Annotated in this window: 27 protein-coding genes; 14 read left to right on the forward strand and 13 right to left on the reverse strand. The window is 62.6% G+C overall.

The genetic code is table 11. The features are described from left to right. The first annotated feature begins 348 nt into the window (after positions 1 to 348). The 10 genes from Q8Z05_RS01500 to Q8Z05_RS01545 all read left to right on the forward strand — a co-directional run bounded on the left by Q8Z05_RS01500 (position 349) and on the right by Q8Z05_RS01545 (position 9,315). Positions 349 to 570, forward strand: a complete 222-nt coding sequence (locus Q8Z05_RS01500; protein ID WP_305941773.1) for a Flp family type IVb pilin — start codon at positions 349 to 351, stop codon at positions 568 to 570. A 1,194-nt stretch (positions 571 to 1,764) separates the two neighbouring features. Beyond that, positions 1,765 to 1,986, forward strand: coding sequence for a Flp family type IVb pilin (locus tag Q8Z05_RS01505; RefSeq protein ID WP_305941774.1), 222 nt, complete (start codon positions 1,765 to 1,767; stop codon positions 1,984 to 1,986). A gap of 101 nt (positions 1,987 to 2,087) precedes the next feature. Beyond that, on the forward strand, positions 2,088 to 2,462 hold the full coding sequence (locus Q8Z05_RS01510) for a TadE/TadG family type IV pilus assembly protein (RefSeq protein ID WP_305941775.1): 375 nt from the start codon (positions 2,088 to 2,090) through the stop codon (positions 2,460 to 2,462). Between the two features lie 11 nt (positions 2,463 to 2,473). Next, entirely contained in the window at positions 2,474 to 3,496 is a 1,023-nt protein-coding gene (locus Q8Z05_RS01515) for a pilus assembly protein TadG-related protein (RefSeq protein ID WP_371745909.1), read from the forward strand. A 39-nt stretch (positions 3,497 to 3,535) separates the two neighbouring features. Beyond that, on the forward strand, positions 3,536 to 4,267 hold the full coding sequence (gene cpaB / locus Q8Z05_RS01520) for a Flp pilus assembly protein CpaB (protein ID WP_305941777.1): 732 nt from the start codon (positions 3,536 to 3,538) through the stop codon (positions 4,265 to 4,267). Next, on the forward strand, positions 4,264 to 5,463 hold the full coding sequence (locus Q8Z05_RS01525) for an AAA family ATPase (protein WP_305941778.1): 1,200 nt from the start codon (positions 4,264 to 4,266) through the stop codon (positions 5,461 to 5,463). Before cpaB ends, Q8Z05_RS01525 begins: the two co-directional genes overlap by 4 nt. Next, positions 5,460 to 6,926, forward strand: coding sequence for a CpaF family protein (locus Q8Z05_RS01530; RefSeq protein WP_305941779.1), 1,467 nt, complete (start codon positions 5,460 to 5,462; stop codon positions 6,924 to 6,926). The genes Q8Z05_RS01525 and Q8Z05_RS01530 overlap by 4 nt, the downstream gene beginning before the upstream one ends. 61 nt (positions 6,927 to 6,987) lie before the next feature. Further along, on the forward strand, positions 6,988 to 7,866 hold the full coding sequence (locus Q8Z05_RS01535; RefSeq protein ID WP_305941780.1) for a type II secretion system F family protein: 879 nt from the start codon (positions 6,988 to 6,990) through the stop codon (positions 7,864 to 7,866). Between the two features lie 10 nt (positions 7,867 to 7,876). After that, positions 7,877 to 8,761, forward strand: coding sequence for a type II secretion system F family protein (locus Q8Z05_RS01540; protein WP_305941781.1), 885 nt, complete (start codon positions 7,877 to 7,879; stop codon positions 8,759 to 8,761). A gap of 95 nt (positions 8,762 to 8,856) precedes the next feature. Next, positions 8,857 to 9,315 carry an Hpt domain-containing protein gene (locus Q8Z05_RS01545; protein ID WP_305941782.1) on the forward strand — a complete coding sequence of 153 codons (459 nt, stop codon included), beginning with the start codon at positions 8,857 to 8,859 and terminating at the stop codon, positions 9,313 to 9,315. 9 nt (positions 9,316 to 9,324) lie between these two features. Here the strand turns inward: Q8Z05_RS01545 and Q8Z05_RS01550 are convergent, their stop codons facing one another. Then, positions 9,325 to 10,104: a response regulator transcription factor gene (locus Q8Z05_RS01550; RefSeq protein ID WP_305941783.1), complete on the reverse strand. Its 780-nt coding sequence runs from the start codon at positions 10,102 to 10,104 to the stop codon at positions 9,325 to 9,327. A gap of 252 nt (positions 10,105 to 10,356) precedes the next feature. On the opposite strand from Q8Z05_RS01550, the gene Q8Z05_RS01555 reads away from it, so the two are divergent. Beyond that, on the forward strand, positions 10,357 to 12,036 hold the full coding sequence (locus Q8Z05_RS01555; RefSeq protein WP_305941784.1) for a sensor histidine kinase: 1,680 nt from the start codon (positions 10,357 to 10,359) through the stop codon (positions 12,034 to 12,036). 18 nt (positions 12,037 to 12,054) lie between these two features. Here the strand turns inward: Q8Z05_RS01555 and truA are convergent, their stop codons facing one another. The 8 genes from truA to Q8Z05_RS01595 all read right to left on the reverse strand — a co-directional run bounded on the left by truA (position 12,055) and on the right by Q8Z05_RS01595 (position 17,342). Continuing rightward, positions 12,055 to 12,945 (reverse strand): tRNA pseudouridine(38-40) synthase TruA, encoded by an 891-nt coding sequence (gene truA, locus Q8Z05_RS01560; protein ID WP_305941785.1) that lies wholly within the window; start codon positions 12,943 to 12,945, stop codon positions 12,055 to 12,057. A 31-nt stretch (positions 12,946 to 12,976) separates the two neighbouring features. After that, positions 12,977 to 13,561 carry a 50S ribosomal protein L17 gene (gene rplQ, locus Q8Z05_RS01565; RefSeq protein ID WP_305941786.1) on the reverse strand — a complete coding sequence of 195 codons (585 nt, stop codon included), beginning with the start codon at positions 13,559 to 13,561 and terminating at the stop codon, positions 12,977 to 12,979. Between the two features lie 77 nt (positions 13,562 to 13,638). Next, complete coding sequence (locus Q8Z05_RS01570) at positions 13,639 to 14,649, reverse strand: DNA-directed RNA polymerase subunit alpha (RefSeq protein ID WP_011692778.1); 1,011 nt, start codon at positions 14,647 to 14,649, stop codon at positions 13,639 to 13,641. Positions 14,650 to 14,781: 132 nt separating this feature from the next. After that, positions 14,782 to 15,183 (reverse strand): 30S ribosomal protein S11, encoded by a 402-nt coding sequence (gene rpsK / locus Q8Z05_RS01575; protein WP_011692779.1) that lies wholly within the window; start codon positions 15,181 to 15,183, stop codon positions 14,782 to 14,784. Positions 15,184 to 15,228: 45 nt separating this feature from the next. Then, positions 15,229 to 15,606: a 30S ribosomal protein S13 gene (gene rpsM / locus Q8Z05_RS01580; protein WP_011692780.1), complete on the reverse strand. Its 378-nt coding sequence runs from the start codon at positions 15,604 to 15,606 to the stop codon at positions 15,229 to 15,231. Positions 15,607 to 15,788: 182 nt separating this feature from the next. After that, positions 15,789 to 15,902, reverse strand: coding sequence for a 50S ribosomal protein L36 (rpmJ, locus tag Q8Z05_RS01585; protein WP_009358722.1), 114 nt, complete (start codon positions 15,900 to 15,902; stop codon positions 15,789 to 15,791). Between the two features lie 69 nt (positions 15,903 to 15,971). Then, positions 15,972 to 16,193 carry a translation initiation factor IF-1 gene (gene infA / locus Q8Z05_RS01590; RefSeq protein WP_009358723.1) on the reverse strand — a complete coding sequence of 74 codons (222 nt, stop codon included), beginning with the start codon at positions 16,191 to 16,193 and terminating at the stop codon, positions 15,972 to 15,974. Positions 16,194 to 16,346: 153 nt separating this feature from the next. After that, positions 16,347 to 17,342: a P1 family peptidase gene (locus Q8Z05_RS01595; protein ID WP_305941787.1), complete on the reverse strand. Its 996-nt coding sequence runs from the start codon at positions 17,340 to 17,342 to the stop codon at positions 16,347 to 16,349. Between the two features lie 258 nt (positions 17,343 to 17,600). Between Q8Z05_RS01595 and Q8Z05_RS01600 the strand changes: the two genes are divergently transcribed. The 3 genes from Q8Z05_RS01600 to Q8Z05_RS01610 all read left to right on the forward strand — a co-directional run bounded on the left by Q8Z05_RS01600 (position 17,601) and on the right by Q8Z05_RS01610 (position 20,852). Next, positions 17,601 to 18,551 (forward strand): carbohydrate ABC transporter permease, encoded by a 951-nt coding sequence (locus Q8Z05_RS01600; protein WP_305941788.1) that lies wholly within the window; start codon positions 17,601 to 17,603, stop codon positions 18,549 to 18,551. Next, the gene (locus Q8Z05_RS01605) at positions 18,548 to 19,402 is read left to right on the forward strand and encodes a carbohydrate ABC transporter permease (RefSeq protein ID WP_305941789.1); all 855 of its coding nucleotides are present in this window, start codon (positions 18,548 to 18,550) and stop codon (positions 19,400 to 19,402) included. The genes Q8Z05_RS01600 and Q8Z05_RS01605 overlap by 4 nt, the downstream gene beginning before the upstream one ends. Positions 19,403 to 19,505: 103 nt before the next feature. Then, entirely contained in the window at positions 19,506 to 20,852 is a 1,347-nt protein-coding gene (locus Q8Z05_RS01610; RefSeq protein WP_305941790.1) for an ABC transporter substrate-binding protein, read from the forward strand. 121 nt (positions 20,853 to 20,973) lie between these two features. On the opposite strand, the gene map is transcribed toward Q8Z05_RS01610, so the two are convergent. From map to Q8Z05_RS01630, 4 genes are read right to left on the reverse strand one after another with little or no spacing between them, the layout of a single operon-like run. Then, complete coding sequence (gene map, locus Q8Z05_RS01615) at positions 20,974 to 21,801, reverse strand: type I methionyl aminopeptidase (protein ID WP_305941791.1); 828 nt, start codon at positions 21,799 to 21,801, stop codon at positions 20,974 to 20,976. Between the two features lie 37 nt (positions 21,802 to 21,838). Further along, complete coding sequence (locus tag Q8Z05_RS01620; RefSeq protein WP_305941792.1) at positions 21,839 to 22,750, reverse strand: NAD-dependent epimerase/dehydratase family protein; 912 nt, start codon at positions 22,748 to 22,750, stop codon at positions 21,839 to 21,841. Then, positions 22,747 to 24,456 carry a class I adenylate-forming enzyme family protein gene (locus Q8Z05_RS01625; protein WP_305941793.1) on the reverse strand — a complete coding sequence of 570 codons (1,710 nt, stop codon included), beginning with the start codon at positions 24,454 to 24,456 and terminating at the stop codon, positions 22,747 to 22,749. The genes Q8Z05_RS01620 and Q8Z05_RS01625 overlap by 4 nt, the downstream gene beginning before the upstream one ends. Next, a complete protein-coding gene (locus tag Q8Z05_RS01630; RefSeq protein WP_305941794.1) occupies positions 24,446 to 25,651 on the reverse strand; it encodes a cytochrome P450 in 1,206 nt (401 codons plus the stop codon). Before Q8Z05_RS01630 ends, Q8Z05_RS01625 begins: the two co-directional genes overlap by 11 nt. Positions 25,652 to 25,671: the final 20 nt, after the last annotated feature.

Here is a 25,671-nt window from a genome sequence, read left to right on the forward strand (position 1 = left end):
AGATCCGTTGCCACCCGGCGCCGAGGAGCGGGATCTCACGCCGGGCGAAGGCCCTGAGCGCGTGTGAGTGCTCGTTCAGGGCCTTCCTGGGAAACCGAAACACCCACTCACGGAGTACATGAACTCCCTCAGCCCACCAGGCTGAGGGAGTTCTTTTGCGTGCGCCGATTTCACACCCCGGAAGCAGCCGAAGCGCAGACTCCACCGTGGAAAGACGCAGGAAATACGCAGGTCCATAAGCCTTTGCGCAGGATGTTCCAAGATCCGGCTCAAAGCCCAAATCTGCTTGCTAACTTCGTATTAGAGCTGGTGATGGACCAGCCCCCCCAACTCGCTCAGGAGTATAAAATGCTTTCACTTATCGCCACCCTCCAGACCCTCGGCTTCAACCTGAAGAACCGCCTCCGCGAGGAAAAAGGCGCCACCGCCGTTGAATACGGCATCATGGTCGGCCTCATTTCGGTCGTCATCATTGCCGCAGTCATCCTGCTCGGCGGTCAGCTCGATGCACTCTTCGACAGCATCACCGGCAAACTCCCCGCTGCTCCCGCTGCTCCGGCCGCGCCCTAGTCGTTCGCAGTTCCTAACGCTATTCACCTAAGTTGGGTGGTGGAGCCAAAAGGCCCACCACCCAACGTCGTCACCAAACAATTCCGAAAGGACGGCACCACATGCCCGGACATTCCGAACGCAGAGGGTCCTGGCAAGTTATCGATGGGCCTGGCTCGTGGTGAGTTGATCCTGCCCTCGAACACGATCGCGAACGCGTTCAAAGCCGTCCTTTACGTCGTGGCCCAGCTGCCCGGCCCTGCCTTGGGAGTCAAGGGATCGCGTCACTAAGCCCGCCGTAGACCGAGATGCACATGTCCTCCATGCCGCGGTTCTTAATTTCCGTCAAAACCCCGCGTCAGTACTTCTCGCCTTCGCCACCGTCTCTGGCCCAGATTCCGCGAATGTTGACTTAGCCGTTCACGGTAACGCCCGGCCGACACCGAGCTTGCTGCCCACCTGCCCATCGCGGACCGTGAGGTGAACAGCAACGATGGGTAGCTCCGGGTAGACGCGGCCCAGGGGCCTGTGGGTGGATTTGGCCATACCCTCCTAGACCTTCTCGGTGATCCGGCCGGGTGTCCTGGGAGACGGTGGTCTAGATGTCGTCGAACTGCGCTGAGCGCTCTCCGGTTGTCAGGCCACAGGTTTCCGGTCTTGGTATAGGTCCTTTCTTAGGGCACGGTCGTAACCTTGCATTTCGGTCAGACCACGCCGTATCTACCGTTTTTCTTACAGTCCCCACAAAACCGGGGGACAGTCCCTATGGTGAGTGTTTGCTCAGGAAGGGGCGGTGCCGTTGGTTGCGAGAAGGCGTCCGAGCCAATAGTTGTGAAGTTGCGGGAGCCTGGGGCGATTCGGATGGTGGTTTCAGCGATTCACTAATCAGGCCAAAATTCTGTTCCGCTCTATTTTCGTCGAAGCATTCGGACCAAATAGCGGCCACCCCACTGCAGCCTGCGCAGTCCCGTCGAAGTATGACTGCAAGACCGGATGTTCACTGACTGCGCGGGCGATGAACCCCTGTGGACGCCTGGACCGCGTCGTTGAGTGAATAGGCGCAGGCTCCACCGTGGAAAGACGCAGGAAATACGCAGGTCCATAAGCCTTTGCGCAGGATGTTCCAAGATCCGGCTCAAAGCCCAAATCTGCTTGCTAACTTCGTATTAGAGCTGGTGATGGACCAGCCCCCCCCAACTCGCTCAGGAGTACAAAATGCTTTCACTTATCGCCACCCTCCAGACCCTCGGCATCAACCTGAAGAACCGCCTCCGCGAGGAAAAAGGCGCCACCGCCGTTGAATACGGCATCATGGTCGGCCTCATTTCGGTCGTCATCATTGCCGCAGTCATCCTGCTCGGCGGTCAGCTCGATGCACTCTTCGACAGCATCACCGGCAAACTCCCCGCTGCTCCCGCTGCTCCCGCCGCGCCCTAGTCGTTCGCAGTTCCTAACGCTATTCACCTAAGTTGGGTGGTGGAGCCAAAAGGCCCACCACCCAACGTCGTCACCAAACAATTCCGAAAGGACGGCACCACATGCCCGGACATTCCGAACGCGGAGCCGTCGCTGTCGAATTCGCTATTGTCCTGCCCGTCCTGCTGGCATTGGTGCTGGGAATTATGGAATTCGGCAGGGCTTTCAACGCCCAGATTTCTTTGACCAACGCGGCCAGGGAAGGCGTGCGCGTCATGGCAATCTCCAATGACCCGGCCGCTGCCAGGACGGCAACAAAGAACGCGGCAGTTTCGCTCAACCCCGCACTCGCCGATTCCAATATTTCCTTTTCGCAGCCATCATGCATACCTACCCAGCAGATAACCGTAACCATCACCTATACGCTCAGCACCATCACAGGCTTCGCCGGCCCGTTTGCTTTGACCGGAAAGGGAGTGATGTTATGCGGGGGCTAGAAGGCCGGACTTTGCCCGACGAAGATGAGCATGGCGGAGTCGCAGTCATCGTCGCCCTGCTCATGGTCGTGTTACTAGGCTTTACCGCCTTGGCCGTTGACGTCGGGGCCCTCTACTCCGAACGCGCGCAGCTCCAAAACGGCGCCGATGCTTCAGCACTCGGGATCGCCCAGAAATGCGCTCGGAACCTTAGTGATCCCCAGTGCTCCTCTAGCTCTCCCCTGGCCTCGAGCTTTGCCAACCAAAATGCACTCGATGGCATGAGCAACGTTCAGTCCATCACCTTGGATACAGCGATCAGGAAGGTGACGGTGCGAACATCTGCCCGCGAAACCGGAGGGGCCGCCGATTCGGTGTCGCTGTATTTCGCACGGGCACTCGGAATCACCAATGCAGAAGTGGGCGCCCGCTCCTCTGCAGTCTGGGGGAGCCCCAAAGCCGGACGCACTGCCTTTCCACTCGCCTTCTCCATCTGCCAGGTAAAGGACAAGATCGGCGGCACCTTGCAGCTCCTGCAGGATAAAGGAAAGAACAACAACGCAGACTGCCTCTACGGACCATCTGGCGCCGCAGTGGAGGGCGGCTTCGGCTGGCTGGTCCAGGATCCGGGCGTATGTGGGGGGACGATTGATCTCGCACTAAGTGAAGGCGGCAGCGACCCCGGGAACAACGCGCCCGGCAACTGCTCCGGCACTCTTCAGAAATGGGGCGATGAAATCACCGCCGGCCGGGATGTAACGGTCCTACTGCCCATCTTTAACACCACCTCCGGGACCGGAAACGGCGCCAGCTACGGAATGGTGGCTTTTGCCGCCTTCAAAGTAGTTGGCTGGAAATTCAGTGGTGACACCACCCTGCCAAATACCTTTCAAAACAGGGCATCAACCGACACCGGCGTTACGGCAGCCACCGAATGCCGTGGTGAGTGCCGTGGCATTATCGGCCGATTTGTTAACTATGTGTCGCTCGCGGATGGCTATACCTTAGGTCCTGTGGACGCGTATGGTGCCACCATAGTGCGTATGACAAACTAGTAAATCCCAGTAACAGGAGAGTCAGTGAAGTCTCGCTTATTGGCAGGATCCGCTGCAGTCCTGCTCGGAATCATCGGAGTGATACTGGTCTTTTCCTACGCCCAAGGCGCGGACCGTCGGGCATTGGAGGGCTTGAAGCCGGTCGACGTCCTTGTAGTGCAAAAGGCCGTACCGGCCGGCACTCCTGTGGAAGCTCTCCGCGAATCTCTGGCCCTAAAACCCATGCCTGCTGACGCGGTACCGGGCAGCGCGCTAAAAAACCTGGAGACAGCCGCCGGAAAGGTCACCGGCGCTGACCTGGTGGCCGGCGAGCAACTTGTAGCAGAACGGCTGGTAGACCCAGCCGAACTCCAAACTCCGGGATCTGTTCCCGTTCCGGCAGGACTCCAGGAAGTGTCCTTTGCACTGGATCCCCAGCGCACTGTAGGCGCGCGACTCGTGGCGGGTGACACGGCCGGGGTGTTCATTTCCTTCGGCGATGGGCCACAAGACCCGAAAGTTGCGGAGGCCCATCCCGAAACCACCCAGTTCGTCTTCCACCGAGTCTTGATTACCGGAATCCAGCGGACAGCGGTGCCAACTCAAGAAGAAACCACCGACACCCCGGCACTCCCCACCGGCACCATCATGGTTACGGTGGCCGTAGATGATGCCGCCGCTTCCCGGATTGTCTTCGGTGCCGAATTCGGCACGATCTGGTTAAGCAAGGAACCTTCGGACGCTACCCAGGGCGCCCCGGAAGTCATTCGCAAGAGCAGGATCTACAAGTGAGCCGGTTCGCCCTCATTACCCCGAACGCTGATTTTGACCTCCGGCTGCGGCAGGCGGTGGCCGAGGGCCTATACGGCGCCGTTCACACCTTCGCAACCGACGTGATCCCTTCCGAACCGCAAAATTTGTTCGACCAGATGAACCAGGAACAGCCGGAAGTGCTGGTCCTTGGGCCGGAGGTACCGATTGATGACGCGCTGCGACTCGCCACTATTTTCGACGTCCGGTTTCCTGAAATTAGCGTCATTCTCGTCGCAGAAGCAAACCCGGACACCGTTCTGCAAGCCATGCGCGCCGGGATCCGGGATGTCCTGCATCCTGCCTCCGAGCCTGCCCAGATACGCGTGATCCTTGAGCGTGGCTGCCAGGCGTTTGCCAGTCGCCAGCGCACGAGCGAGGCCCAGACAGGCGACCCGACGCCCAGGGGCTTGGTCATTGGCGTCTTCTCCCCGAAAGGTGGAGTAGGCAAGACGACGATTGCTACGAATATTGCCGTGGGCCTGGGCAAAATTGCACCGATGAGCGTCGTGATCGTCGACCTGGATCTGCAGTTCGGCGATGTGGCTTCAGGCCTGGACCTGGATCCGGAACATACGGTGACCGACGCCGTGACTCCTTCTGCCAGCCAGGATTCCCTGGTGCTCAAGGCGTTCCTGACGGTCCATCCCGCTAGCATCTACGCGCTTTGCGCTCCAAGGAATCCTGTGGAAGCGGACGAAATCACGGTCGAGCAGATCTCCCGGTTATTGGAACAACTGGCCGGGGAATTCGACTACGTAGTAATCGATACCGCGCCCGGCCTGACCGAAACAGTGCTCACCAGCTTGGAACACTGTACTGATGCCGTCTGGGTGACGGGAATGGACGTGCCCAGTGTCCGCGGGTTGCGTTCCGGCCTGGACGTCCTGCGCCAACTGAACATCCTGCCGTCATCCCGGCACGTCGTGCTGAATATGGCCGATTCGAAATCCGGTTTGTCGGTCCAGGACGTGGAGGCAACCGTGGGCGCGCCCGTAGACATCAGCGTTGCCCGTTCCAAGGCTGTGGCCTACTCCACCAACCGCGGGGTTCCCATCCTCCAGAACGCGCGCAAGGATCCCGCAGTTAAGGCTTTACAGCGCTTGGTGGAGAGATTCAATCCTGCCTGGCGCCTCAAGGCCCAGCGCCAGCAGCACCGAAGGGTAGTCGTACGATGAAGCTGTCAGAACGCATCAGCTTGGCCCAGGCACCGCCCGCGGATGCCTCACCCGAGAAACCCCGTCTGGCTGCGGCCGCCCAGCCCGCTGACGTTATCACCCAGCAGGAAAAGCATGAGGGTGTGGGCCACCTGCCCAAGCAGCCGGCTCCGCCCAAGGCCCAGTCCGTGGATGCCCTCGCCGGGCTCAAACAACGTGCGGCAACTGCCCTATTCGAAAGAATGGGGGCACGCTTCAGCGATTCATCTGTCACGGAAGACGAGCTAAGGACCACAGCCCGGGATGAGCTGACCCAGATCATCGACGCTGAACAGGTTCCGTTGTCACCGGACGAGCGCACGCGTCTGGTGCGCGACGTTGCTGACGACGTTCTGGGGTACGGGCCGTTACAGCGCCTCTTGGACGATCCAGAAGTCACCGAAATAATGGTCAACCGGATGGACCGGATCTATGTTGAGCGCAAAGGCAAACTTACGCTCACGGATTCGCGCTTCAGCTCGGAGGATCACTTGCGCACGGTCATTGAGCGCATTGTATCCAAGGTCGGCCGCCGCATCGATGAATCGTCGCCACTGGTCGATGCGCGGTTGGAAGATGGTTCCCGTGTTAACGCAGTGATCCCGCCGCTTGCCGTGGGCGGGTCCTCCTTGACCATTCGTAAGTTCAGCAAGGTTCCCCTCACGGTCAAGAACCTGATTGACTTTGGTACGTTGACGCCCGAAATGGCGGAACTCCTGAACGCGTGTGTCAAAGCCAAACTGAACATCATCGTGTCCGGGGGAACGGGAACGGGTAAGACCACGCTGCTAAATGTTCTCTCGTCCTTCCTTCCGGACACGGACCGCATCGTTACCATCGAAGACGCCGTCGAGCTTCAGATCCAGCAGGATCATGTGGTTCGGCTGGAAAGCCGCCCGCCGAATACAGAAGGTAAAGGCGAAGTCACGATCCGTGAACTGCTCCGCAACTCGCTGCGTATGCGCCCGGACCGGATTGTGGTTGGTGAGGTCCGCGGCGGTGAGTCCCTTGACATGCTCCAGGCCATGAACACGGGCCACGACGGTTCCCTCTCAACCGTTCACTCGAACTCGCCCAGGGACGCTGTTGCCCGCCTGGAGACGCTCGTCCTCATGGCAGGCATGGATCTTCCGCTCCGTGCCATCCGCGAGCAGATTGCCTCGGCTGTCCACCTCATTGTGCAGATCTCAAGGCTCCGGGACGGAACCCGCCGCATCACCCATGTGACAGAGGTCCAAGGAATGGAAGGGGACATCGTCACACTCCAGGACGCGTTCGTGTTCGATTTCTCAGCCGGAGTGGACAGCGCCGGGAAATTCCTCGGAAAACCGATCCCCACGGGGATCCGCCCCCGTTTCATCGACCGCTTCGAGGACATGGGTATATACGTGTCCCCCGGTGTATTCGGTCCTACTGGCGGGCAGCCTTCGCCCGCCAGGGGCTAGGGGGACTCGCGTGTTACTCCTCGGAATAGCCTTCATGTCGCTGGCTTCGATTACCGTAGCCATGGTCATCGTAGTTCAGTCCCAGCCGCCCGTCCGACGGGACCGCCGACGTCCTTACGAAGAGGATGCGAAATCCCAGGTGTCGGTGTTTATCGGCTCCGCCGCAGCAGACCTGAACCGATACCTTGCCGCAAGAAATGTGCGGCTTTACAACGCCGAAGCTCTTGAGCGTGCCGGCGTGCGACTCAACCAGGCGGACTTTACGATCCTCGTAGCAGCTGGCGCCAGCGTCGCCGGGTTGGCTGGGCTGATACTCCAAGGAGCTTTCCTCGCGGTCGTGTTCGCGTTGGCAGTTCCGTTTGCGGGGCACTTCTACCTCAAACAGCGTGCGGCCAAGCGGCGGGGGCAGTTCGATGACCAGCTGGGCGATACGCTACACCTGCTGACCGGCGGCCTACGCGCGGGCCACAGTATCCTGCGCGCCATCGACGCGTCCGCCGCCGAATCACCTAGCCCGACGGCCCAGGAAATGCGCCGCATCGTCACGGAAACGAGCCTTGGGCGGGACCTGTTATCTGCTTTGAACGACACAGCCGAGCGCATGCAAAGCGAAGACTTTGTGTGGATAGCCCAGGCCATCCAGATAAATCGTGAAGTGGGCGGCAACCTCGCAGAGGTGCTGGACCAGGTCAATGAAACCATCCGCGAGCGCGCCGAAATAAAGGGACAGATCAAAGCGCTGGCCGCTGAAGGCAAATTCTCCGCCTACATCCTGATGGCGATGCCTGTCGGTATCATCGCCATCCTCATGATCATCAGCCCGGGTTACATGGACGTCATGTTCACAGAGGTGCTGGGTTGGGTATTGATCGGGGTGTCAGTCGTATTCATGACAATCGGTGCACTCTGGCTCCGCAAGATCGTCGATCTGAAGTTCTGAGCAGGCAACCATGAACCTACACGTATTCGTCGCCGGCCTCCTGGTAGCACTGGCGTTGGCCTACTTCGCCTGGTCGTTCTTGAGCACAGACAAGAAAGCCGACGAGGCAGTCCGCAACAACCTGACCCGGGGCAAAACCCTCGATGCCGGAGAATCCCGGGAAGACGAAGGAATTTTTCTGCGTATCGGCCGCAGAATCACCCCCGCTGCCTACGTCCGCAAACTGGATCAAATGCTTAGTCTTGCCGGCAGACCCGCGTCAATACCGTTGGGCCGCCTGCTCGCTGCCAAGCCCGCTCTCGGACTTGCAGGCGCACTTTTCGGGTTGTTCCTCGGTACTTCGGGGTCCAATCCGGTGCTGAAGTTGCTCGGTCTTGTGGTTTTCCTGTTTGGCTACTTCATCCCTGACCTGCTCTTGTTGAGCAAGGGCCAGGAGCGGCAGAAGGCCATTCAGCTCGAACTGGCAAACACCCTGGACCAGATGTTGATTTCGGTGGAGGCGGGGCTCGGCTTCGAAGGGGCCATGGCCCGGGCAGGACAAAACGGTACGGGCCCCTTGGCTGAGGAACTGGTACGAACCTTGCAGGACATGCAGGTTGGCCGCAGTCGGCGTGAGTCCTACCTGGGTCTCGCGCAGCGCACCAGCGCTCCGGAACTCCGGAGCTTTGTGCAGGCGGTAGTCCAGGCGGATGCCTACGGAATCGCCATCAGCCGGGTACTGCGCGTCCAGGCAAAGGTCATGCGGGTTAAGCGGCGCCAACGGGCAGAAGAAAAAGCTATGAAGCTCCCGGTGAAGGTTCTTTTCCCATTGCTCTTCTTTATCTTCCCGGTGCTGTTCATCGCCATTCTTGGCCCCACGGCGATTCGTGCAATTACAGCTTTCAGCGGTCAATAGAAGCAAACCGCCCCCTGTCCCAAGATCCCCTCAAGGTTTCCACAGGATCGGCTGAATTCGGCCCCTAACAAGAAAACAGGACGTAGCCTTAAACCATGTTCATTTCAGATCCTCAGCCCAGTGGCAAAGGCACGTCGCCCGCCACTGTGCCCGAAGGATCGGGTGTGGAAGATGGTGCCGAGCTGACGCTGGAGGAAGATCTCTTGCCTCTGGTTGACCCGGAAGTCCTAGAGGATCTGGAAGAACAACTGAACGGGGCGGTGCTTGCTGTCCGTTTTGCCCGGGACTACACCGCCATGTGGGATCGGCGTTACAACCGCCTGGCCGCAGCCGTTGAGAACCAGGACCTAGCGTCGGCTCTTGACGCCGTCATCAGCCTTAAAATCACGTCTGCCATGGTCGGCGGCGTACGTTTGGCCCGGCTGGCGGAGGCACTGGAGCAAGTAATCCGCCAAGGTGATTTCGGCAAGGGCCAATCGCTGATGGAGCGGGTGGCTAAGGACGGCTGCCAGACGGTTTCCGAGCTTCAGGCCACTTACATTAAAAACGGCTGATATCCGCGGTCAACTGGTCAGATCAGGCCTCTTCGGCGCAAGCCGATAGCCGACACCACGAACCGTCTGCAGCCACTTAGGCGATTGTTGATCTTCCTGTAGTTTACGGCGGAGGTTGCCAATGTGAACCTCCACGGCTCGCTCATCAGATTCGCTGATATAAGTATCTTCCTCATAGAAATCACCACGGACTGCCCTCACAAGGTCTGCCCTGGTGCAGACGGCTCCCTCACGGCGCAGGAGTTCATGCAGGAGATCAAACTCGCTTCGAGTCAGCTCAAGATCCTTTCCATTCACTGCTACCGATCGCGTCTTGAAGTCAAGAACCAGACCGTTGTGGCGCAGGACCCCGGTGTCTCCGAACGCTACAGGAGCGGCCGGCGCCACTCCCTGCGCTGGTAGCTGCGGCACGATGTCATGGCGGGGCCGGCGCAGCATGGCCGCAACCCGGGCACGGAGCTCACGCGGCCTGAAGGGCTTGGCGATATAGTCATCCGCCCCCGCATTTAGTGCAGACAGCAGATCGGGTTCCTCGGTCCTGCCGGTTAGCATCACGACGTAGGCATCACTAAAGTTGCGGATCCTCCGGAGAACCTCAAAACCGTCTATGTCCGGAAGGCCAACATCCAACGTCACAATATTTGCCTGCTTGTGTCGCACCACCTCGACGCCCCGCCGTCCGTCCATGGCCGTGTGAACCTCGAAGCCGGCTTGGCTAAGCACACCTTCGAGGAGGTTGCGAACATCTTCGTCGTCCTCAATTACTACCGCTATTCCAAGACCATCCATTGTTGCCCCCACACACTCAGCGAAAAGTGCCTCCTACCAGCCCAGCGCCGATATTTGTTTCCGCCCCAACTGACCCTACGGTACAAGGAACAACCACCATTTACACTCTTTTCTGTCTTTCGTCCGGCAAATTCACTTATGATGACACGAGACGCACATTCTGGGGGTAACGAAAGACAGGGCCATGGGCTTTACTATTTCGCGCAATTTCAGGGCTGACCGGATTGATGTCGAAGAATTGGAGTCTGCGCTATGACTGACCGGTTGCTGCAGATCGGCACCAAGCGGTACTTCGGACGCCTAGGTACACGCGCACAAGTGGCTTTATGCCAGCTTCCCCTCACACTTATTGTGACAGCACTTACAGTGGCAACCCCGTTTGCCTGGCCGGCTCTGTTGCATAGTCCCCTGTACATAGCCGGCGCCGTCCTCCATGTTGGCCTGTTCATGGCATGCTTTCTCGTTCCATGGGAACGGTTACGTCCGAGCGCCTACCTCATCATTCCTGTCCTGGACCTTCTGGCCCTCTGGCTCTCCCGTAACGGCGCCGGACCCATACTCCCCGGCCTAGGTGTGCTGGCCATCTTTCCAGTTATCTGGTTGTCAGCGTCAGGGATGCTCGCACGCACCGGCGTGACGTTGAGCTTTGTCGGGCCACTGCTCATCATGCTGCCCACGTTGATTGGGAAGTTACCCAATCCCTCGGCGTCGGACATCACCTCGGTCATTCTCCTTCCAGTGATGATGCTTGCCGTCTCGCTTTCCATACGCTTTGCCAGTGTGAACATGCGGCTCCAACAGCGCCAGCTGCAGGAGAAGGACCGGGAATTACGGGAGTTACTTCGTCAGAGCCGGGACCGGGAAGGCCTCCTCAAAACCATTCTCGGAGCTGTCGACGTCGGAATTGTCGCCGTCAATCCCACCGGGCAGGGCTTGCTCACGAACAACTGGCAGTTGTCGCTGCAGCAGGGCGCCGCTTATAGAAACCCTCATGCAAAGCTCGAAGAGAAGGATCAGCTGATCTTCGCCCGGGACAGAATCACCCCGTTGGCCCCGGAAAGACGTCCCATCCGCCGGGCGCTTGACGGCGAATCCTTCGCAGATTACCTTGTCTGGTTCGGGGAAGGAGAAGCACAGCGTGCGGTCTCCACTGCGGCAAAGTCTCTAGAGAACGAAAACGGTGATTTCACCGGAGCGGTGATCGTCTACAACGACGTGACGGGTCTGGTCGAAGCTTTAGCCGCAAATGAGGAACTTGTATCGAATGTTTCCCACGAATTCAGAACACCGTTGAATTCAATTCTTGGAAACGTCGATCTGGTACTCGATGATCTGCAGGAGATTTCGCCGATATCGGTCCAGCGACTCGAGGTCGTACAACGCAATTCCGAGAGGCTGCTCGCCTTGGTGTCCGATCTATCTCTTTCCGCTTCTTCCGCACTGAAAGTACATCCCAAGCGAACAGACCTCGCTGGCCTGGTGGAGACCACTATCGGCTCGGCCCTCGCCCATGCGGACCGCGCTAACATCTCCTTGGTTAAGGATGTTCCCTCGCCACTCTGGGCCTACGCGGACCCGCTCCGAATCGGCCAAGCCTTGGACAACCTCGTCTCAAACGCCATCAAGTACTCGCCCGACGGCGGGGTGGTCAGCATCAGTGCCCAACGAACTGCGGAGTGGGTTAAGCTCTCGGTCAAGGACACGGGGATGGGCATGAGCGCGGATGATTCTGCTAAGATTTTCCGGCGCTTCTTCCGTGCCAAACCAGCGCGTGACGCCGCCATTCCGGGCGCCGGACTGGGTTTGTCAATCACCAAGACCATTGTCGAACGGCACGGCGGGACCATCAGTTGTTCCAGCGAACCCGGGCGAGGCAGTACATTTACCGTCGCACTGCCATCAGGCGATGAACTGTTAGGCTCACCGGCCTGACCACTCCGCGTGCCGATGCTACTTGCGTAACGCCCTGGTCAGCTCGGCCCGGGCCAGCAGTTCGCCGTCCGAGGGATAAGCCACTTCCTCGAGCACCAGGGGGTGCGGCGCGGACAACACGGATTTCGCGTCACGTTTCTGCTCGAGAAGGCGCTCATAGAGCCACGCCGGCTTTTCCGCCCCGGAACCGACGTACAGGGCCGACCCCACGAGCGCGCGCACCATGTTGTGGCAGAACGCGTCAGCCTGCACGGTGGCCACGATGACGCCGTCGCTCCCCCGCGCGAACTCGAACCTCTGCAGCTCGCGGATGGTGGTGGACCCTTCCCTTGGCTTGCAGTAGGAGCGGAAGTTCTGCAGCCCCAGGAGCTTGGACGCACCCTCGTTCAACAGCGCCACATCGAGTTCTTCCTTGTGCCAGAGCGTGGAATAGCGGCCCAAGGGGTCCCACAGCGCCGGCCCGTCCGCGATGCGGTAGCTGTACCGGCGCCACAGCGCGGAGAACCGTGCGTCGAACCCCGCCGGGGCCACGGAGACGCTGTGCACCTCAACGGCACCGGTGAGGTCGCCGAGTCCGCGGCTGAGTGCCCCGCGCAGCCGCCGCAGGAGGGCGACGGCGGGATCCAGTTCAGCGCCGCGGTTCAGCCCCTGCCATTCTTCTGCGCTCAGGTCCAGGTGGACCACCTGTCCGCGGGCGTGGACCCCGGCGTCGGTGCGGCCGGCAACCGTCACCCGCACCTTGCGCCTGATCAGGAGCGCCAAGGCATCCTCCAGGACGCCCTGGACGGTCAGCATGCGGGGCTGGACAGCCCACCCGTTGAAGGGTCCGCCGTCGTACGCCAAATCCATCCGGATACGCAAAAACCCGCCGCCCCCCAAAACGGGGGCAGCGGGTTCTTGGTGGTTCATAGACTTAAGTCTATGCGAAGGTTTCAGCGAATTACTTCGCGTCCTTTTCCTCAGCGGCCGGCTTCTCAGCAGCTTCCTCAGCGGCCGGAGCCTCTTCGGTTGCAGCAGCTTCAGTCTCAGCGGCTTCGGCTTCCGGAGCAGCTTCGGTCTCGGCAGCCTCTTCTTCTGCAACGGGTGCAGCAGCAGCGGCTTCCTTCTTGTCGGCGTCGCGCTTGGCAGCGGAAGTAGCCTCGGCTACAACGGCCTGCTTGGCGGAAACCGGCTCAAGGACGAGCTCGATGACAGCCATGGGAGCGTTGTCGCCCTTGCGGTTGCCGATCTTGGTGATGCGGGTGTAGCCGCCATCGCGGTTCTCTACTGCCTGTGCAATGTCGGTGAACAGCTCGTGGACGACGCCCTTGTTGCTGATCAGGCCGAGTACACGACGGCGGGAAGCGAGGTCGCCACGCTTGGCGAAGGTCACCAGGCGCTCTGCGTACGGCTTCAGGCGCTTGGCCTTGGTCACCGTGGTGGTGATCCGCTTGTGCTCGAACAGTGCTGCTGCCAGGTTCGCGAGCATAAGACGCTCGTGAGCCGGGCCGCCTCCGAGGCGCGGACCCTTAGTGGGGGTAGGCATAATTGTTTCTCCTCATATGGAAGCCGGTGGGCTGCGCACAACATGGTGCATCCAGCCAGCCGGCCAAGATCTGCTTGTTAGAGCTCGTCGTCGCTGAACGCGGCGTCGTCCTCTTCGATGGCTGCGGCGCGTGCTGCCAGGTCGAAACCGGGAGGGGAGTCCTTGAGGGACAGACCCAGTTCAACCAGCTTGGCCTTGACCTCGTCGATGGACTTCGCACCGAAGTTACGGATGTCCATCAGGTCGGCCTCGGAGCGGGCAACGAGTTCACCCACGGTGTGGATGCCCTCACGCTTGAGGCAGTTGTAGGAACGGACGGTAAGGTCCAGATCCTCGATCGGCAGGGCCATGTCAGCTGCCAGGGCAGCGTCAGTCGGCGACGGGCCAATCTCGATACCTTCAGCTGCGGTGTTCAGCTCGCGGGCCAGACCGAACAGTTCCACCAGGGTGGTGCCTGCGGAAGCAACGGCATCGCGCGGGGCGATGGCCTGCTTGGTCTCGACGTCGACAATCAGCTTGTCGAAGTCAGTGCGCTGCTCAACACGGGTGGCTTCCACGCGGAAAGTAACCTTCAGCACCGGCGAGTAGATCGAGTCGACCGGGATGCGGCCGATCTCGGAATCGCCGGACTTGTTCTGAGCTGCCGAAACGTAGCCGCGGCCGCGCTCGATGGTCAGTTCGAGTTCGAACTTGCCCTTCGAGTTCAGCGTGGCAATGTGCAGATCCGGGTTGTGGAATTCGACGCCGGCCGGCGGAGCGATGTCCGCGGCGGTGACGACTCCCGGGCCCTGCTTGCGCAGGTAGGCAACAACCGGCTCGTCGTGCTCGGAGGAAACCGACAGGTTCTTGATGTTCAGGATGATCTCGGTGACATCTTCCTTGACACCCGGAACCGTGGTGAACTCGTGCAGCACGCCATCGATCCGGATGCTGGTTACAGCAGCGCCCGGGATGGAGGAGAGCAGGGTACGGCGGAGGGAGTTTCCGAGAGTGTATCCAAAGCCCGGCTCCAGCGGTTCAATGATGAAACGGGAGCGGTTTTCGGAGACGACCTCTTCAGAGAGGGTGGGGCGCTGTGCAATGAGCACTTAGGTTTCCTTTCGGCGAGCATCCGCTATATGACGCAACACAGGTGGTGGAAATTCGGTCTGAAGACTTAACGCGGCTGGGCCTGCCCGGACCCGCGAAGGTCCGGGCAAGCTCCAGCTGCTGGAAACGTCTTAGACGCGGCGGCGCTTCGGCGGGCGGCAGCCGTTGTGCGCGGCGGGGGTGACGTCCTGGATGGAGCCAACCTCCAGGCCGGCGGCCTGCAGCGAGCGGATTGCGGTTTCGCGGCCGGAACCCGGTCCCTTGACGAACACGTCAACCTTCTTCAGGCCGTGCTCCTGGGCGCGCTTTGCAGCAGCTTCGGCAGCCATCTGGGCGGCGAACGGGGTGGACTTACGTGAGCCCTTGAAGCCAACCTCACCGGCGGAAGCCCAGGAGATGACAGCACCGTTCGGATCCGTGATGGAAACGATGGTGTTGTTAAAAGTGCTCTTGATGTGCGCCTGGCCCAGCGCGATATTCTTCTTGTCCTTCTTACGCGGCTTGCGAACCGCGCCACGAGTCTTCGGGGGCATTATTTCTCCTACAGAAAGTTATGGGGGGAAAGTCAGCAGCTATTTCTAGCGGCCGGCTTTCTTCTTGCCGGCGACGGTGCGCTTCGGACCCTTGCGGGTACGGGCGTTGGTCTTCGTACGCTGTCCGCGTACGGGCAGGCCCTTGCGGTGACGCAGGCCTTCGTAGCTGCCGATTTCAACCTTGCGGCGGATATCAGCGGCCACTTCGCGGCGAAGGTCACCCTCAACCTTGTAGTTGCCTTCAATGTAGTCACGCAGCTCAACCAACTGTGCGTCCGTCAGGTCCTTGACCCGAACGTCAGCGCTGATGCCGGTAGCAGCCAGGGTTTCGTGTGCACGGGTCTTGCCCACGCCGTAGATGTAAGTAAGCGCAATTTCCAGCCGCTTTTCGCGGGGAATGTCTACGCCAGCGAGACGAGCCATAGTGGCGGTACTCCTTGTATAAACCGGAGGTCGTAGGCAGTACACCCGCACTTTCAGTGCGGCCCCAGCCTCCGACCGGGGGTTAGCTGTCCGGGCTCTTTCGAGCTAATGTCCCAGTTCAGCTTGTGCTGCCTTTATTTACTTGCGTGGGTTAGCAACCCAGGGTTTCCCGTGAAGGGAAATTAGCCCTGGCGCTGCTTGTGGCGCGGGTTCTCGCAGATCACCATGACCCGGCCATTACGGCGGATCACTTTGCACTTTTCGCAGATCTGCTTGACGCTCGGCTTGACCTTCATGGCGTTCCTTTGCGTGTTGCAGTTGGTCGACTGGACCGGCCTTCGGCTAATGCTCTGGCCGCCCAGTGTTTACTTGTAGCGGTAGACGATACGACCACGTGTGAGGTCGTACGGGCTCAGCTCCACCACTACCCGGTCCTCAGGGAGAATCCTGATGTAGTGCTGGCGCATTTTTCCAGAGATGTGCGCCAGAACGATGTGCTTGTTGGTGAGCTCAACGCGAAACATCGCATTGGGCAGCGCCTCAGTCACAACGCCCTCGATCTCAATGACCCCGTCCTTCTTGGCCATACCCTCCGCTAACTGTTGTTGCCGCAGCCTCCCGGTTGGCACCGGACATGACTGCGAACGTTTTTGATTGATTGGCTGCTGCCTTCCGACCGCAAAAGGGCGCAAACAGGGCAGACAACCAACAGACAACACTACGCCATCTCGGCAGGAATGTTAAATCGGACCATGGTAGCGCACTACCGGGCCGTACGCAGCAAATACCCCTGCCGGAGTTGAGATGCCCTTCGCCTGCGAGACGCCGTCCAGGATGGCTTCAGTCACGACGTCGGCAGCCGCGCTCTGCAGCGCAATGAGGCTGAACAGCCGGGGGGCGTCGGGGCTGCTGTGAAGTTCGACGGCGCCAGTCGCCAGCGCGAACACGGTGTCACCGTCCGCCAGGGTATGGGACGGGTTCAGCGCCCGGGCCACTCCCGCATGGCAGGCAGAGGCGGTCCGCTTGCACTCCACCTTGGTCAGCACGGCATTCGTGGCAACGACGACCAGCGTGGTGTTGAGGGGCGGGGCTGCCTTCCCTCCCGGGCGCGCGGAGGGTTCGGGAATTCCATCACGGACACCCACCGGCAACCCCACGGCATTGACCACTGCCAGCGCCCCTATGACTATGCCGTTCTCCAGGGTGGCGGATGCCGTCCCCACGCCGCCCTTGTAGGTCCCCCGGGCGAGAACCGCACCGGTGCCGGCGCCCACGTTGCCGCGTTCGACGTCGTGCCCTTCCTTTTGGGCGGCAGCGGCGGCAGTTGCGGCGTAACCCATCCCCTCGTCGGGGCGGGCGGAAAAGTCACCGCCGCGGCCGAGGTCAAAGATGGCGGCAGCCGGGACGATCGGCACGAGTCCGCCGGGCACGGCGAGTCCCCGGCCGTTCTCCTCGCACCAGCGCTGGGCACCGCGCGCTGCGACGAGTCCGTAGGCACTGCCGCCGGTGAGCACCACAGCATCCACCTGCTGGGAGAGGGTGGCGGGGTCCAGGGCATCGGTTTCGAAGGTGGCCGGTCCGCCGCCGCGGACGTCAACGGAGCCCACAGTTCCGGGCGGTGGCAGCACCACGGTCACCCCGGTGAGCCAGCCGCCGTCGGACGCCTGTTCTGATCCAGACCCGATTTTCTGGATGTGGCCTACCCGGATCCCGGTGACGTCGGTAATCGCTCCCATGGCTCCATTGTGCGCCTCTGGAATAACTGAGTGTCCACTCCCGCGCATTCGGCGACCCGCGGGAGCGCCTCCGCCCCGCAAAACAAACGTTATGCAATACTGCCTGCAACACAGCGTTAACGGGCAAGGAAGCCTTGAATAACAAACCTCTGACGAGGCCTTGTGCGGGATTCTGCCCACCAACCATGTGGTGAAGTGAAGCTAAATCCCCACGCCCACAGGCCTGTATTACGCAGGCCCGGATCCGTTAGAGACCGAATGACACGACAACTGACTGACAGGCCGCCCGCCGTCGCGGACGCCGGTCCGGCTCTGCGGAACCGGCCGAAATGGTCCGGCAGGACCCGGCGGGACTTCTTCGTCTTCCTTGCCCTCGCGCTGCCCAACCTGGTGCTGATCGCGGTCTTCACCTACCTCCCGCTCATCAACAACGTCTATTACTCCACGCTGGACTGGACCTTGGGGTCGGCGTCGGCCACCGTCGTGGGGCTGGACAACTACGTCACGTTCTTCACCAGTGCCGATGCCGCGAAGGTGCTCGGCACCACGGCGGTCTTCACGCTGGTAACGGTGGGCGGCTCCATGGTGTTGGGCCTGCTGATCGCACTCGCATTGAACTCCAAGGTCCGCGGGACCACCTTTGCGCGATCCGCCGTTTTTGCGCCCTATGTTCTCAGCGGCGTGGGCGTGGGACTGGTGTGGCTCTTCATCTTCGATCCGGGCTACGGCGTCCTGGCCTGGATCCTCCGCGGGCTCGGCCAGCAGAGCCCCCAATGGATCAACGATCCGCAGCTCTCACTGGTCATGGTGATCATCGTGTACGTCTGGAAGAACCTGGGTTACTGCGCTGTGGTGTACCTTGCGGGGCTGCAGTCGCTCCCGCAGGACGTCATGGAGGCCGCCTCCCTCGATGGCGCCAACGGCTTCCGGCGCTTCCTGAGCATGTCCGTCCCGCTGCTCTCCCCCACCACGTTCTTCCTGCTGATCACCACGATGCTCAGCTCGCTGCAGGCATTCGACCTGATCAGGATCATGACACCCCTGGGCAACGGCACCAGCACGCTGATCTACGAGGCCTACCTCCAGGCATTCGGTGCCTTCAACCGGGCCGGCTACTCTGCGTCCATCTCCGTGGTGCTCTTCGCCATCCTGCTGATCATCACCGTGCTGCAGCTGCGGTTCGTAGAACGGAAGGTGCACTACTCGTGAGCACGAACCGGCCGCTCTCCCGCGCCAACATCGTCCAGACCATTGCCGGCGGCTACATCCCGCTGATCCTGGCAACCCTGGTGGTGTTCCTGCCCCTGCTCTGGATGATCCTGAGTTCGTTCAAGCAGCCCGGCGAGATCATCACCATGGACCTAGAGCTTCTTCCGGAAACCCTGAACCTGGAGAACTACAACATCGCCATGACCACGGTGCCGTTCGCGCAGTTCTTCCTGAACAGCACCATCGTCACGCTGGTGGGCGCCACCATCAAGGTGCTGCTGGCAATCCTCACCGCCTACGCCCTGGTGTTCGTACGGTTCCCCTACAAGAACGCCATCTTCGTGCTGATCCTCGTCGCCCTGATGGTTCCTCCGCAGGTGTCCATCCTGCCCAACTACATCCTCATCGCCGGGATGGGCGGAAAGAACACCCTCTGGGGCATCATCCTCCCCGGCCTGGGAACCGCCTTCGGCACCTTCCTGCTTCGCCAGCACTTCATGACGCTGCCGGCCTCCATCCTGGAGTCCGCGGAGATCGACGGCGCCGGCCACTGGCGCCGTCTCTGGCGGATCGTGGTCCCGGTCTCGGTCCCCTCAATCGCCACCGTCGCCCTGGTCACCGTGGTCAGCGAGTGGAACGACTACATCTGGCCGCTCATCATCACGGACCGGCCGGAAACCATGACCCTCCCCGTGGGACTCACGCTGCTGCAGAACTCCGAGGGCAACGGCTCCGGCTGGGGCATCCTCATGGCGGGAGCCGTTCTGGTGATCGTCCCCATCCTGGTGGTGTTCGCGGCACTCCAGCGCTACATCGTGGCCGGCCTTACTCAGGGCAGCGTCACCGGCTAGGGCCAGCGATTGCCTGCCGGGCGGCTAACGCTTCCTCCGCACCACCTGTCATCCCACCCGTACAACGAGTCAGCATGAGCAATCACCTTTGAGAGGATCCACAATGGGTATGAATTTAGACCGCAGGCATTTCCTTGGGCTGGCCGGCGCAGGAGCCGGCGCTGCCGCGCTGTCAGCATGCGGCGGCCCGTCCACCGGCGGAACAACGCCTGCGAGCAAGGCTGCCGAAATCGACTTCAGCGGCGTCAAGCCGGCCGCCTCCATCGACTTCTGGACGAACCACCCGGGCAAGTCCCAGGACGTGGAAAAGTCCATCATCGCGAAGTTCCATGCCAAGTTCCCGGACATCAAGGTGAACCTGGTGACCGCCGGCGCCAACTACGAGGAAATCGCCCAGAAGTTCCAGACCTCGCAGGCGGCCAAGGAGGCGCTGCCGGGTGTTGTGGTCCTCTCCGACGTGTGGTGGTTCCGCTACTTCTCCAACGGCAACATCATCCCGCTGGACGGCCTTGTCAAGGAGCTGGACATCAAGGTGGATGATTTCCAGAAGTCCCTCGTGGCCGACTACCAGTATGACGACAAGCAGTGGGCCCTCCCCTATGGGCGGTCCACGCCGCTGTTCTACTACAACAAGGACCACTTCAAGGCTGCGGGTCTGCCCGACCGGGCTCCGAAGACGTGGCAGGAGTTTGCCGAATGGGCACCGAAGCTGAAGGCAAGCTCAGGCGCCCAGTACGCCTACATCTACCCCGCCCTGGCCGGTTACGCGGGCTGGACCCTGCAGAACAACCTCTGGGGCTGGGGCGGCAGCTGGTCCAATGAGTGGACCATCAACTGCGACTCGGCGGAATCCGTGGAGGCGCTGCAGTGGGCCCAGGATTCCATCTACAAGGACGGCTGGGCGGGTGTTTCCTCCAAGGAGGCCGCTGACGACTTCGCCGCGGGCATCACGTCGTCCACCATCTCGTCCACCGGGTCCCTGCTGGGTGTGCTCAAGTCCGCCAAGTTCAACGTGGGAGTCGGCTTCCTGCCGGGCGGCCCCAAAGTGGACAGCGGCGTGTGCCCCACGGGCGGCGCCGGCCTGGGCATCCCCAGCGGCGTGAGCAAGGAAGTACAGCTGGCCGCCGGCACGTTCCTGAAGTTCATGACGGAGCCGGAGAACACGGCGGAGTTCTCGGCGGCCACCGGATACATGCCCACGCGTGTTTCGGCCGACATGACCGCGGTCCTGGCCAAGACGCCGCAGATCAAGACCGCCATGGACCAGCTGGCAGCCACCCGCGTCCAGGACAACGCCCGGGTGTTCCTGCCCGGCGCAGACCAGGAAATGGCCAAGGCCGCAGCGAAGATCCTCACCCAGCAGGGCGACGTGAAGGCCACCATGACCGCGCTGAAGTCCACGCTGGAGGGCATCTACACGAAGGACGTCAAGCCCAAGCTCAAGAGCTGACGCGCGGTCTCGACGCGCAAAAAGTCCCGCGATACGCAGAACGTCCCGCGATACGCAAAATCCCTGGCGCACCCGGAATTCCGGGTGCGCCAGGGATTTTCCGCGTCGCCAGGCGCGAAACCTACGGGATGGGGACGGGGACCACGCCCAGCGACGCAAGCCGCTCCGCACCGCCGTCGGGCGCTGACAGGACCCAGATGCCCTTTTCATGGACGGCCACCGAGTGCTCCCACTGGCAGGAGCGCTTGCCGTCGGTGGTCACCACGGTCCAGTCGTCGTCGAGCACGGCCGTCTCGATGCTGCCGCGGACCAGCATGGGCTCAATGGCCAAGCACAGTCCCGGCCGGATTTTGGGGCCGCGGTGGCTGGTCCGGTAGTTCAGCACGTCCGGCGCCATGTGCATTTCGGAGCCGATGCCGTGGCCCACATAGTCTTCCAGGATGCCCAGCGGCTTGCCCGGAACGGAGGAGACGTAGTCGTCCACCGCGCAGCCGATGTCCCCGACGAACTTCCCCGTGGCCAGGGCAGCGATGCCACGCCACATGGCTTCCTCGGTGACCTCGGACAGCCGGACGTCCTCCGGATCGGGGGTTCCCACAATCACGGTGCGGGCCGAGTCGGAGTGCCAGCCGTCCACAATCGCGCCGCCGTCGATGGAGATGATGTCGCCGTCGTTCAGCACGCGGCTGCCCGGGATCCCGTGGACCACTTCCTCGTTGACCGAGGTGCAGATGGTGGCCGGGAACCCGTGGTAGCCGAGGAAGTTGGACTTGGCGCCTGCCTCGTCCAGGACTGCGCGGAATACTGTGTCCAGCTGCGCCGTGGTGGCACCCGGAACGGCTGCCGCCACCGCAGCGTCCAGCGCGCGGCTCAGGACCAGGCCTGCCTCGTGCATGGTGCGCATTTGGGCGTTGGTCTTGTATTCGATCCGGGGCTGTCCGAATGCCATGTATACCTCAGTGCTTCGTCTCGCTGGCGGGATGCGTTCATCCCAGGTCTCTGATCCATTGTCCCGCACCGGCGAAGCAGCTCGGGACAGGGTCCACTCCCAGCTCGCCCCGCAAGCGGCCCGTGCAGTAAGTGCGCTCGAATCCAAGCTGGCTGACGGCATAGCGCGTCAGCCGCGGCGGCTTGCGCGTCACGCCGGCCATCGCCTCCAGGGACGCCGCCAGCATCATCGCCGCGCGCATCGGGATAAAGCCGAGTTCGACCTCGGACCGGCCGGTGGCGTCCAGCACTTCCCGCAGCACTCTGCCCAGGGCCACGGGCCGGTGGTCCGCCACGTTGACGGGACCGGTGACGTCCGAGGTGCAGGCGGCGAGCGCTGCCCGGGCCAGGTTCCCGATGGACGTCAGCTGGTGCAGGACATCCGGGCCTCCGACGCTCAGCAGCCGGTTATGGTTCACGTTGCTAATGAGGCGGGGCAGGAGCGTCCGGTCACCGCGGCCGTAGACGCCGTGCGGCCGGAGGATGAGCGCATTGGCGTGCCGCGCCGCCGCTGCCTCGGCTAAGGCCTTCGAACTGGAGTAGGCGTTCAGGTACCGGCCCGCGACCGGGTTCTCCGGCCGGTCGACGCACGGCTGCCACCACGGATAGACGCTGGAACTGGAAATGTGGACCAGCCGCGCGTACGGGAACGCCGCTGCAACGGCCTCCGTCCCCAGGACATTGACGCGGTGGAAGATCTGCGGCGGCCCCCAGTCCGCAACGTGTGCTCCGGAATGCACGACGGCGTCAACTTCCGGCGGGTTGGACAGCGGCCCCGCGCTGAGGTCCCACACCGTCACGCCGGGGAGCGGGCGCCGGCCATACCGGACCACCTCCCAGCCTTGCTCCTCAGCAGCTTCGGCAACAGCTCCGCCGACGAAACCGCTGGCCCCGGTCACGGCGATCCTCATGGCGCTCCTTCCGAGGGCCGGTCACGCAGCGGGCTCCCTTCCGGCCTGCGGTCTGCGAAGAGCGCCCGCAGGGCTACGCGGTCGGGTTTGCGGTGCCGGCCGGACGCCGGCAGTTTGGGCATGACCTCAATCCTGTCGGGCAGGGCCGATTCGTCGATGAGCAGGGGCAGTTCGCGGCGGAGGGTCCGCAGCAGCGCCGCGTGGTCCTGTCCCTGGTGGGGTTCGACAGCGAGCCACACCGCTTCGTCGCCGATGCCGTCCGGGACGCCGACCATCGCGGCCTGGGCCACGCCGTCGATACCGGCAATGACCGGCTCGTACAGGCCCGGGTAGATGTTGGTCTTGCCGCGGATGATCATGTCCTTCTTGCGCCCCAGCAGGACGAGCCGGCCGTGGTCCACTCTCACGAGGTCACCGGTGGCGTGCTCGTCCATGGTGTCCTCGCCGAGGTAACCCAGACACATGTTGGGCCCGGAGACGATCAGTTCGTGGTCGTCCGCCACGCGGAAGCGCACGCCCGGCAGCGGCCCGCCGAGGTAGTCGCCCTCCCCGGCGCCGTCCGCGGTCAGGGATTCCGCGGTGCGTCCGGACGCGAAGTCCAGTTTCTCGTGCCCGTCCGCGATCGCGATGGGCAGGACTTCGGTCATTCCGTAGATGCAATGGAAGCGCACTCCGGGCAGGAGACCGGCAGCCCGCGCCAGGAACGGGGCCAGCACGGGGGCGGCGCCCAGCATCACCGTTTTCAGCGTGTCCGGCCACACCAGCTGTCCTGACTCCACGGCGTCAAGGATCGGCGCCAGCTGCGAGGGCACCAGGAACACATGGGTGGCCGCCTTCCGGCCAGGCGTCGATCCCAGCTCGGCCGCGAACCGCAGCGGATCGATGGTGGCGGACAACCCGTACGCCGGCATGGTCCAGTGGGCACCGGCGATCAGGGCCGGCAGGCCCATCATCAGCTGTTCCGAGTGGATGCGGTCGCCGGCCGCGAACGTGCAGCGTGTGCTCAACTGGCCGAAGCCGGCCGCCAGGGTGCCGCGGCTGTGCACCACGCCCTTAGGCTTCCCGGTGGTGCCGGACGTGAAGATGATGACCGCTTCCTGGCCCGGCGCCGCGTCAACCGGCGGCACCCAGTCCGGCCTGCCGCCGTCGTGAGCTCCGCCGTCGTACTTACTGGCGCGGGAAGCGCTGCGGGACAGGGCGCGGATGTTGGTGGACGTGAACGGGACCCCCGGAAGCCACGGACCGGAGTGGAAGTGCCGGACCTCCATGGCTCCGTAGTCCGGCAGCAGCAGGCCCCGCCGCCGGGCAAGGCGCCGCTGCGGGCCGGGCGCGCTGAGCGCATAAAGCAGCGACTCGGAGGCCGCCCATCGCGGCGACGCGAGCGCCGTCCTGTTCCGGAAAAGTTCGGGACCAACTCCGGGATCGATGAACACGATGGCCCCGCCGGCCCGGACGGCCGCCAAGGCGAGCGTGAACGCCGCCGGACCCGGCCGCACGGAAAACAGCAGGCGCTCCCCCGGGCCGAATCCTTCGCGCCGCAGGCCCGCGGCGGTGGATTCAATCCCGGCGGCAAGGTCCCGGTAGCTGATGGTCTTTCCCGGTTTTCCGCTGCGTTTGCCGGGTGCCGTGATGGCCGGGTGGTCCGGGTACTTCGCAGCGGCGTCGTACACAGCGGCGATGAGGTCATCCGGGAGGTCAGTTCGCACGGGTCAGCTCCAGTGACTTGTAGTGCGGAATGAGCACGTTCCGGCTGACGGTCCGCGAGCGGATGCGCCACGGACCGCGGGCATATTCGTCGAGCAGCACGGTCAATGCGCAGTTGATTTCTGCCATCGCCAGCGGCATTCCGATGCAAAAGTGGGCTCCCGCCCCGAACCACAGCTGGCGGGCGGCCGGCGGGATGGGCGTTCCGGGGTCGAAACCGCCCAGGCTCTTGACGGCGTGCACCGTCGACAGCAGGATACGGTCGCCCGGGCTGATGCGGACACCGCCCAGCCGACCGGCCGTTGTGGCCTCACGGAGCATCATCGGCGACGGTGCCGTGTACCGCAGGCCTTCGTTGACGGCGTCCGGCAGGCCGCTGCGGTCAGCCGCCAGCGCCGGCAGCCTGCCGTCGTCGAACAGCAGCGCGGCGAGCCGCGGAACGTAGGACACCAGGGTTTCGGTCCCGGCGATCACAAAGGCACTGACAATCCCCACCGCTTCGTCCTCCCCGAGTCCCAGGGACCGGAGCCGGCCCGGAAAGGTGGAGGCGTCATCGCTACGGTAGGCGTTGCGTACAGGTCCGGCCAGAATTTCGACGGCGGCCTTCGCCTGTGCGACCTGGGGCGTTGTCAGCCGTGGCCGCCCCAGCCTAACCAGCGAGGTGATGGAGGTGCCCAGGGTGAAGAGCTCGCTGTCCGGCAGGCGGCCGGGCGGATCGTCCGGGACGCCCAAAAGCCTGCTGATGACTCCCCCGGACAGTTCCTTGACCAGCCCGACGAACTCCACCGAACCGCCACGCTCCAGACCTGCAGCCAGCCGCTTGCGCAGCCGTTCGCCCGCCGGAGTGACGATGGCTTCAACGGCCCGCGGCGTGAACAGGCCGTTGAGGCGGCGCCGCAGCTCCAGGTGCTCTTCCCCGTGCATATTCAGCAGGGCACGGGGACCCACCACAGGGGTCCACAGCGCGCCGGAAGCCGTGGCCCCCGACTTCGAGTAGCCGGCGTCCATCAGCACTTCCCTGACCAGGGAGGCCTCGCTGACCAGTACCCCCAGGCCAGGCAGCCGGACAACGGGCCGGAGCTTCCCCAGCCCGCGGATCAGCGGGTAGGCCACAGGATGAGCGCCGACGTGGAGCCTCCGCTCCCACCCGGCCAGGCGGCCGGCGGCCGATCTTCCCGTCACGGCGCTTCCGGTCACGGTTCTTCCCGGTTCAGCCT

Origin of the sequence: Arthrobacter oryzae (assembly GCF_030718995.1) — a bacterium.
In the GTDB taxonomy this organism is placed as follows: domain Bacteria; phylum Actinomycetota; class Actinomycetes; order Actinomycetales; family Micrococcaceae; genus Arthrobacter; species Arthrobacter oryzae_C.